This window comes from Gemmatimonadota bacterium (assembly GCA_016209965.1).
GTDB lineage: Bacteria > Gemmatimonadota > Gemmatimonadetes > Longimicrobiales > RSA9 > JACQVE01.
Genome location: JACQVE010000009.1, coordinates 1 through 9,313, shown reverse-complemented (window position 1 = coordinate 9,313; position 9,313 = coordinate 1). Strand labels below are relative to the sequence as shown.

Genomic DNA, 9,313 nt, shown 5'->3' with positions numbered 1-9,313 from the left:
GCTGGGCGACCTGCGCGCCAAGCTCTTCGCCTACGAGATCCGCGGCACACACCGCCTCGCGCCGCCTGCCGGCCCCCAGCCAGTCGAGAGCGGCGAGTCCGGTCGCATTGTGCAAGAAGCCAGGGAGCGCAGCAAGCAGGCGGAGCAGGAATGGCGGCAGTCCTGGCGACCAGATCCAGACGCCGCGTGAGCGGTACGGTGCGAACGAATGCATCCTGACCCCCGGCTTTCCTTGCACATTTGGCGCAAAAATTGCCTGGAGGTGGCCCTTCCGGTTGCGGTGGAGTCGCCCGCCGGTGTGACGCCGCCCGCTAAGTGAACGGAATCCAGGCGACCATGCAGCTTCGCTCCGGGAATCACGCGACGATCCTGATCGCGGAAGACCATCTCGATAGCCGCGAGGCGCTCCGCGCTTTGCTGGAAGCCTGCGGCTATGGGGTTCTCGTGGCCATGAACGGCAGCGAGGCGGTAGCGGTGGCGTCTTCGCAGAAGCCCGACCTGATTCTCATGGACATCATGATGCCCGAGCTGGACGGCTTCGAGGCCACGCGCGAACTGCGCCGGAACCGGGCGACGCAGGAGATCCCGATTATTGCGGTGACCGCGATGGAGGGTGCGCGTCAACTGGCGCTGCAGGCGGGTGCGAACGACTTCGTCCGCAAGCCCATCGAGATCAGCCGCCTGGTGGAGAAAGTGCGCCACTGGCTGGATTCGGGGCGGTGACGGCGGACGCCCGCTGCCACAGGCGGAGCAGAGAGAAGCCCCGGCAGCCGGAGCTGCCGGGGCTTCAGCCTGTTGGCAACTTGTCCGCTTGCGTTCAAGCGGCCGGCGCCGTCGCTTCGCTGGTAGTCGATTGCAGAGCGCGCAGCACGTCCGCGCCGTAGAACATGCGGATGTACTTCGCCTGCACCGGCGTGACGCGCCGCACGGCCCAAACGAGCTGGACATGATTCGGCTCGGCCGCCGCATGCAGCGCGTGCATGCCAACCTCGTTGGCCAGGTGATGGCCCTTCCGGTTGTTGCAGGCCGAGCAAGCAGTCAGCACGTTCTGCCAGGAGTTGTCGCCGCCGCGGGACAGCGGGACGATATGGTCCCGGGTCAGGAACTCGCGGCCGCGGAGCTGCAAGCGGTGCCGGCCGCAGTACTGGCAGCGGTAGCCATCCCGGGCAAACAGGAAAGTGTTCGTCACCTGGCGCCGGAACTTGCGCGGCACATGCACGTAGCGGACGAGCCGGATGACCGACGGGCACGGCATCTCGCGCCGCTCGGAGCGGAACACGCGCCCTTCGTCGACCTCCAGGATCTCGGCCTTTCGGTCAATCACCAGGCGCAGTGCGCGCCGCACCGGCAGGATGGCCAGAGGCTCGAACGATGCATTCAGCGCCAGACAGCCCATGGGGCCGACCTTCTCCCTTTCACGCGGGTCCTACGTTTTTTACGCCCGAGCAAGCGGTTTTGTTCAAACGTGCAAGGGGCCTCACCTTCAAGTTTAGCGCGCCAAGTCCTTTCCTGCAATGGACTTTCCCGTCTCACAGCAGGCTGACGGGATCGCGATCCACGGTGACCCGGGGGCGCCTGCCCGCCGAGCCGGGCGGGAACCGGCCCTGCAGCTCCTGGCACACTTTGCTCAGCAGGCCAGCACTCGCGCTGCGCAGCAGGAAGTGCCAGCGCCAGCGGCCGCGGATGCGGTCAATAGGACAAGGGGCGGGCCCCGCCACTTCGTGCCGCTCCGCATCCCGCCCACGCAGCAGGCGCCGTACCCAGGACGCTGCCGCCTCTGCGGCCTCCTGCACGGCCCTCTCGGACACACCGCTCACGACGACGTTGACCAGGCGGCGGTGCGGCGGGTATCCCGGCCCACGCCGCTCCTCCAGCTCGCGCGTGGCAAACCCCACATAGTCATGCGACAGCGCCGCCCGGATCGCGTAGTGCCCCGGCAGCGCGGTCTGGATCAGGACCTCGCCACCCCGCGCGCCACGGCCGGCCCGCCCCGCCACCTGCGCCAGCAACTGGAACGTCCGCTCCGCCGCGCGGAAGTCCGGCAGCCCCAGCCCCACGTCGGCGTTTACCACGCCCACCAGCGTCACGCCCGGGAAATCCAGCCCCTTCGCGATCATCTGCGTGCCCAGCAGGATGTCGACCTCGCCCCGCGCTACCCGGTCCAGAATCTGGTGGTGCGACCACTTGCCCGAGGTCGTGTCCACGTCCATGCGCGCAATGCGCGCGGCCGGAAACGCCTCCGCCGCCGCCTGCTCGACCTGCTCCGTGCCGATCCCGCGGAAGGAGAGGTCGGCCGAGCCGCAGCCGGTGCAGCTCGCGGGCGGCGACTCCTCGTGGAAGCAGTAATGGCAGACCAGCCGGCGGCGACTGCGGTGGTAGGTCAGGGACACGTTGCAGGCGCCGCAATGCCACACGATTCCACAGCTTCGGCACTGGACGAAAGTCGAGTAGCCGCGGCGGTTCAGCAGCAGGATCGTCTGCTCGCCGCGGCGCAGCCGGTCGGCCATCGCCGCCAGGAGCTCCCCGCTCAGCACCTCCCGCCCGCTACCACGCCCCGATTCGGCGAGGGGGCGACGCGGCGGCGCGGCGAGCCCGCCCTCCCCAATCGCACCACTGCCGGCCACTCGGGCAGAAGCCGGCTCGAAAGCCGGAATCGAGGCCGCCCCGTTCTGCCGCGTCGCCGTGTCGCCGCGTCCCTCTGTCGCCGTGTCGCCGCGTCGCCGCGTCCCCGCGCTGCCGTGTCCCACACCCCGCGGGCCACCCGCGCTCTGGCGCAGGTCAATAATGCGCACGGGCGGCAGCGGCCGCCCCTCCACTCGCTCCGGCAATTCCAGCAGCCGGAACTTGCCAGAGCGCGCGTTGTGCCAGCTCTCGAGCGATGGCGTGGCACTGCCCAGCACGCAAACCGCGCCGGCCAGGCGGGCGCGCATGATCGCGACCTCGCGCGCGTGATAGCGCGGCGCCTCTTCCTGCTTGTAGGTCGCCTCGTGCTCCTCGTCCACCACAATCGCGCCCAGTCCGGGAACCGGCGCGAACACCGCGGAACGCGCACCCACGGCAATACGCCGCTCGCCGCTGCGCAGCGCGCGCCAGGCGTCGTAGCGCTCGCCGTCGGAGAGCCCGGAGTGCAGCACGGAAACAGTTGCGCCAAAGTGGGCGCGGAAGCGGGCGACCGTCTGGGGCGTGAGCGCGATCTCCGGCACCAGCACAATAGCGCCACGCCCCCGCCGCAGGACGACCTCCCGGATCAACTCGATGTAGACATGGGTCTTGCCCGAGCCGGTGACGCCGTGGAGCAGGAAGGGGGTTGCCGCCCCCGGGGCCGCGGCCGCCTCCACCAGCGCCTTGGCTGCACTGTGCTGCGCAGGCGTGAGCACCACGGTATCGGGGGGCGCGGGGGTCACACCGGCAAACGGGTCGCGACTGACCTCCTGCTCGGACAGCTCGGCCACCCCCTTCTGAACCAGCCCCCGCAGCACCGGCCGGCCGAAAGCGAGCTGCTCGACAAGGTGGGCAACCTCGGCGCTGCCGCCCAGCGACTCGATCACCTCGTAGCATTCGCGCTGGCGCTGCGCGCGGCCGAACACCTCCTCGCGCAACTGAAGGCTGGGCAGCTCCCGGGTGAGGCGCAGGATACGGCGCGTGCGTGGCTGCGGCTGCGGCCGCGCCTCGTTGCACAGCACCGCGGGCAGCGCGGAGCGGAACACCTGGCCGGGTGGGGCGACATAGTATTCGGCGATCCACTGGCAGAGGCGAAACAGCTCGGGCGTCAATGTCGTCGCGGCATCCAGCACCTCGAGCACGGGCCGGACCCCGCCCGCGGCAGGGGGAGCACCCGGTCCGACCACCCAACCCACCAGCCGCCGCCGGCCGAAGGGAACGAGCACACGCGTACCCGGCTCGGCCGAGCCCTGCGCGACCTCATAGGTGAATGTTCCGGGAATCGGCAGCGGCAGTGCGACGTCGATCAGCATGCTGCGCCGGGCTCAGAGGACCATGCGCACGAAGTCATAAGGCGGCCACGGCCCTGTGACCTCGAGGGTCAGCTCGGGGTGCGCTCGGCCCAGGTCGTCCGTGCGCTCGACGAAGTCGATCCAGGCGGAGCGCTCGACCAGGAACGCGGCGCTCAGCCTCTGCCGCCCCGCGCCGCGGAAGGGCACAGCCGCGCGCGCGAAGCGGCGCAGCTCGGCGTAGACACCCATGGCCAGGTCGGCGACCTCGGATTCCTCGAGCCCCGCCGCCTGAGGCGCAATGTGCAGGCGCATCTCCCAATGCCCTTCCAGGAAGGCGAGGGTCTCGTCCAGCACCAGGTACTGCTCCTGCAGGAAGCGGATCAGCCCGCGCCGGCCGCGAAAGACCACGCCGTACGGCGCGGGCAGGATGGTGGCGCGGTGCATCACGCTCTCCACGGTCCGCTGATGCGCCTGCAGGTGCTCCGCATCCAGGGACGGAAGGTGGAAGGGGGCCGGCCGGACCAGCGCCTCGAGGTCGCGGTAGGGCACCACCGTAAGCGGCGCGCCGTTGGCGGCGGCACGGGGCGGCCCGCCGCGCGCCCGGACGACGCCGTAGAAGTAGTAGCCAGTCGGCGCACCCCGTGCCGCCGATTCGGCGCCCGCCGCGGCCGGTGCTTCGGCCGGCGGGGCGGCTTCCTTTTGCGCCTCCGCGCCCACCCGCCGGCCACGCCGCCGCCAGCCGGGCCGTGTCATTCTGCCAGCAGTGCGAACATCTCCGCCTGCGGATCGGGCGTGGTCACCTCGGGGCCGTGTTCGCCGATATAGACGTTGATCTCGCTGCGCAGCCCGATATCACCCGGCAGGTAGATTCCGGGCTCGATCGAGAAGCCGATGCCCGGGATCAGCCGGCGCAGCTCGTGCGTCTCCAGATTGTCCATGTTGGGGCCCATTCCATGGGTTGCCTGGTCGATGGAATGGCCAGTGCGGTGGATGAACGCGGCGCCGTAACCCCGCCCGGCGATGACGCGGCGAGCAGCGTCGTCGACTTCATACCCCTGCACGGGCTGCCGCGCCCGCCAGCGCTCGCGCAGGAAGGCGACCGCGGCATCGCGGGCGTCGCGCACCACACCCCAAAGGTTGGCAACGCGCTCGGGGACAGCCGGGCCCAGGTAGGCCATCCACGTCTGGTCCGCGTAGATCGCCCGCTCCGACTCCTTGGACCACAGGTCCAGCAGCACGACGTCGCCCCGTCGCAGCGGCGCGCCCCGCCCCTCCGGCTGGTAGTGCGGATCCGCCGCACGCGCGCCCGCCGCGACAATGCAGTCCGCGCCGCTGCCGCAGCCGCGCGCGGCAAGCTGATCGAGCACCCACGCACGCAGCTCGCCCTCGCCCATCTCGTCAGCGGTGCCCGCGGCAGCCGCCAGCCGCGCAAACGCCGCCCGCGCCACCTCGACCAGCACTACGCTCGCCCGCCGGTGCGAGGCCAATCCTTCCGCGCTCCAGCGCGAATGGAACCGCGTGATCAGCTCACCCGAGGAGACGACTTGAGCGCCCGCCGCACGCACCAGCTCGAGCACGCCCGCGGGCACCAGGTCGAGGGCGGGCACGCTGTCGCCCGGCGAGATCTCCATGGCCACGCGCCCGGCACCGCCGAACAGTCCGCGCAGCGCCTCGTCCAGCTCGCGCCAGCCGATGTAGCGCTGGCGCGACCACGGCCACGACCGCCACGGCGCCTCCTCGATCCCATGCACCACGGCCCGCGGCTCGCCCGCCGCCGGCAGCAGCACGAAGTAGCGACGCGTCAGGTCGCCCAGCCCGAGCAGCCCGCCCGCCACCGGGTTGCGCGCGTGCAGGTCGTACAGCAACCAGCCGTCCAGCCCCAGCTCGCGCAGCGCCACCTGGATCTCCGGCAGTTGGGCGCGCAGCCGCCCGAAGCTATCCCCGCCCGTGTTGTCCGCCATGAAGGTCCCTCATCCTGGTTCCCGTTCCCGTTCCCGTTCCCGCGCATCTGTACCTAGCCACACGGGACTCCGGCTCCGCTGCGCTGGAGGCGGGCTCGGATTGAGGCGTTCTACATCCGAGCTCAGGGCCGAAGGCCCGGAGCCCGAGCCGAGCGGCGGCGCAGCCGCCGCGGAGCCCGAGCCCGGGACCCGTTTCCTCCTACAACCACCCCTTCCGCCTCATGTAGTACAGCAGCCCCCCCGAAACCAGGAACATCGCCAGCATCGAGATCCAGAAGCCGTACGGGTTGTGGAGCCCGGGCATGGCCTCGAAGTTCATGCCGTAGATGCCTGCCACGAGCGAGGCGGGCAGGATCAGCGTGGCCACGACGGAGAGCGACTTCATCACCTGGCCCATGCGGTTGGACATGACCGACAGGTGCGTCTCCATGACGCCGGCCACGAGGTCGCGGAACGTCTCGACCGACTCGAGCTGCCGGACCACGTGGTCGTAGACGTCGCGCAGGTACACCTGCGTCTCGGGGCGCAGATAGCGGCTCGGCCGGTTGGCCAGCGAGGCGGCGACCTCACGCATGGGCGCGAGCTGGCGCCGCAGCGCCAGCAACGTGCGCTTCAGCTCGAAGATCCCCTGCATGGTGCGCTCACCGCTGCGCTCGAATACGTCGTCCTCCAGTTCGTCCACGAAGCTATCCACCTGGTCGAGCAGCGGGAAATAGAAGTCGACCAGCGTGTCCAGGATCATGTAGGCGATGTAGTCCACGCCGCGCCGCAGCACTTCGGGCGCCGCCTCGAGCCGTTCCGCCACGCTGCGCGTCGACTCGAGCGGCTCGGCCTGCACCGTTACTACGTAGTGCGGCCCCAGGAAAAGGTACAGGTTGATGGGGTCGATGTCGTAGGGCGCGGGTGTCCAGGTGGCGAAGCGGACGCCGCGCATGACGACGAAGAGGTGGTCCTCATACTCTTCGAGCTTGACCCGGCAGTCCGGCGAGCGGGTGTCCTCGATGGCCAGCGGGTGGAAGTGGAAGAGCTCCGCCAGGAGCGACCACTCCTCTTCGCGGCGGGAATCGATATCGACCCACAGCGGACCCTTCCCACCGCGGACCGCCTCGCCCAGTGCCGTTCGCCCCAAGTCCCGGCGCACTGCGCCAGCGCTATCCAGGAAATAGCTGGTAGGTCCCGGCGCGTCATCCGCCGTCACGGGGCGGAGCCTGGCTGCGCCTGCCATTTGGTTCCCTTGATCAGCGACACGCCCAGCACCCGTTCCCGCGCCACCGTCTGCCGTACCTCTTTCTCCAGGGAGATCACGCCGCGAAGACCGCGCCACCCCCAGCGGCGGAGCGCCGCGTAGAGCATGGCCAGCCGGTCGGGCAGCGAGAGCAGCTCGGCCAGCCAGCGCAGGCCCAGGTGCGGCCAGAGCACGGCCGCACCATCCGACCAGTCCTCGACGTACAGTTCCACGACCCCGGCCTCGCGCAGCATCTGCTTCCACTCGACCAGCAGGAACGGCCGCACCCCCCAGCGCTGACACAGCCCCTCCCGCCGTTCCGGCTGGATGTGGCGCGTCCACACCAACTGGATCAGGACCACGGAGCCCATGGGCTTGGTCACGCGCGTCAGCTCGCGGACCGCGGCGGCCGGATCAGCCGCGGCCGAGAGGCCGATCTCGCCCACGGATACATCGAAGACATCGTCCTTATACGGCAAGTCTTCCAGCGGGGCGTGCTGGTAGTGAAGCCGGGTGCCAAGCCCGGCCTGCCCCGCCCGCGCCGCCGCGGAATCGGCCAGCTCCGCATCGGGATCCGCGCCCGCGCCACCCGCGGAAGTAAGCTCGGCCAGAAACTGCGCGCTGGCGCCCCGGCCGCAGGGTACAATCACGAACTCCTGCTGCGGCCCTAGCGAGACGAGGCGAGCAAAGTGCCGGTACAGCTCGACCCCGCCCAGCGGGAACATGAGCCGGTGGCTCAGCCGCGCCAGTGCCAGGATCGAGGGGCTCCGGGCGAGCAGGAGGTCGTCGCCCGCACCGGGGCCGGCCGGCTGATCGCTCATGGCCACGCCGCCGCGTACGCGGGCGTTGCCTCCACCACACGCACAGCCGGAGAGGAGCGCTGCTGCGGGAGCCGCATGATGCGCAATGTAGAAACCCGGCGTTCGGCCGGTCAATCCTTAGCGGCCGAATCGCAAGTACGGTCGCATTCGGCCGCCGATCACTTGGGCGGCAGGCAAGCCAGCGCGCGTAACACATCCACGACCCCGAGCCCCACGCGCTTCGGCACGTACCCGCCCTCCAGCACTACCACTACCCGGCCGCCCGCAGTGGTGCGGGCCCGCTCGAGCAGCGAGCGGGTGAGCGCGTGCAGGTCGCGGGGCTCGAGCTGCAGCCCACCCAGCGGGTCGCCGGCCAGGCAATCGAATCCTGCCGAGACCAGCACCAGCTCGGGCGAGAACTCGGCCCAGGCCGCGTCCACCGCCGCCTCGAACTCGCGCCGGTACGCCGCGGCCACGGTAGCGGGCGCAAGCGACACGTTGCGCGTGCTGCCCGCGCCCGGCCCCCGGCCGCGCTCCACGGCCAGGCCGGTCCCCGGGTAGTGCGGGCTGAGGTGCAGCGACAGGTAGTAGACCGAGGGATCCTGGTAGAAAATGTCTTGCGTGCCGTTGCCGTGGTGGACATCCCAATCCACGATCAGCACCCGGCCTACCCCCTGCGCCTGCGCCCAGCGCGCTGCCACCGCCACGTTGTTGAACACGCAGAACCCCATGGCCCGGTCCGCCGTCGCGTGGTGGCCGGGCGGCCGCGCCGCGGCAAAGGCGGTCGCGCTCTCGCCCCGCAGCACCAGCCCCGTCGCGGTGATGGCGCAGCCCGCGGCCGCCAACGCCGCCTGCCAGGAGGCGCCCGAGACCGGAGTGTCGGAGTCCAGATACACCTGCCGCCCCGCCGACGCCGCTTGCTCCGCCGCGCGCTGCACCCGCTCGACGTGCTCGGGCGTGTGTACCCGCAGCAGTTCCTCGACCTGCGCCGGCTCCGGCTCGCGCTGCAGCATGACCTCCATCAGCTCGGGCAGATCGGCGTAGACCGCGTTGAGAATCGCCGGCAGGCGCCCCTGGTGCTCCGGGTGACCCCACCCCGTGTCGTGCAGGGCACAGTCCGGGTGGAGCACGAAGGCGGTCAGGTAGGACATCTCGGGGACAGGGCCATCAACGACTCCGGCCAGAGACAGAGCGGCTCAAGGCGACATGACTGCCACCGCCGCCGGATCCAGCGAGGTCGCCGGCGGGGTAAGGAGCTCCGCGCCCGTCTCCGTGATGACCATGATGTCCTCCAGCCGCACGCCGAACTTGCCGTACTGGTAGATGCCCGGCTCGTTGCTGAAGCTCATGCCCGGCTCGAGCACAACCTCGCTC

General features: G+C 70.5%; 10 protein-coding genes. 2 read left to right on the top strand and 8 right to left on the bottom strand.

Translation table 11 applies throughout. The features are described 5' to 3' along the window. Both HY703_00405 and HY703_00400 read left to right on the top strand, forming a co-directional pair. On the top strand, window positions 1-190 hold a 190-nt coding region (locus HY703_00405; GenBank protein ID MBI4543640.1), incomplete at its 5' end, for a hypothetical protein. A 146-nt stretch (window positions 191-336) separates the two neighbouring features. After that, on the top strand, window positions 337-723 hold the full coding sequence (locus tag HY703_00400; GenBank protein ID MBI4543639.1) for a response regulator: 387 nt from the start codon (window positions 337-339) through the stop codon (window positions 721-723). 94 nt (window positions 724-817) lie between these two features. Here HY703_00400 and HY703_00395 read toward each other — a convergent pair whose 3' ends face one another. The 8 genes from HY703_00395 to HY703_00360 form a co-directional block, all read right to left on the bottom strand. Next, window positions 818-1,396, bottom strand: a complete 579-nt coding sequence (locus tag HY703_00395) for an HNH endonuclease (GenBank protein ID MBI4543638.1) — start codon at window positions 1,394-1,396, stop codon at window positions 818-820. A 133-nt stretch (window positions 1,397-1,529) separates the two neighbouring features. Continuing rightward, window positions 1,530-3,974, bottom strand: a complete 2,445-nt coding sequence (priA, locus tag HY703_00390; protein MBI4543637.1) for a primosomal protein N' — start codon at window positions 3,972-3,974, stop codon at window positions 1,530-1,532. 12 nt (window positions 3,975-3,986) lie between these two features. Next, window positions 3,987-4,706, bottom strand: a complete 720-nt coding sequence (locus HY703_00385; GenBank protein ID MBI4543636.1) for a GvpL/GvpF family gas vesicle protein — start codon at window positions 4,704-4,706, stop codon at window positions 3,987-3,989. Further along, a complete protein-coding gene (locus HY703_00380) occupies window positions 4,703-5,914 on the bottom strand; it encodes an aminopeptidase P family protein (GenBank protein ID MBI4543635.1) in 1,212 nt (403 codons plus the stop codon). The genes HY703_00385 and HY703_00380 overlap by 4 nt, the downstream gene beginning before the upstream one ends. 199 nt (window positions 5,915-6,113) lie before the next feature. Continuing rightward, window positions 6,114-7,112, bottom strand: a complete 999-nt coding sequence (corA, locus tag HY703_00375; GenBank protein ID MBI4543634.1) for a magnesium/cobalt transporter CorA — start codon at window positions 7,110-7,112, stop codon at window positions 6,114-6,116. Beyond that, on the bottom strand, window positions 7,109-7,960 hold the full coding sequence (locus HY703_00370) for a methyltransferase domain-containing protein (GenBank protein ID MBI4543633.1): 852 nt from the start codon (window positions 7,958-7,960) through the stop codon (window positions 7,109-7,111). The genes corA and HY703_00370 overlap by 4 nt, the downstream gene beginning before the upstream one ends. Window positions 7,961-8,118: 158 nt before the next feature. Then, window positions 8,119-9,090, bottom strand: coding sequence for a histone deacetylase (locus tag HY703_00365; GenBank protein MBI4543632.1), 972 nt, complete (start codon window positions 9,088-9,090; stop codon window positions 8,119-8,121). 45 nt (window positions 9,091-9,135) lie between these two features. Further along, window positions 9,136-9,313 (bottom strand): M24 family metallopeptidase (locus tag HY703_00360; GenBank protein MBI4543631.1); only part of this gene is annotated, 178 nt, incomplete at its 5' end.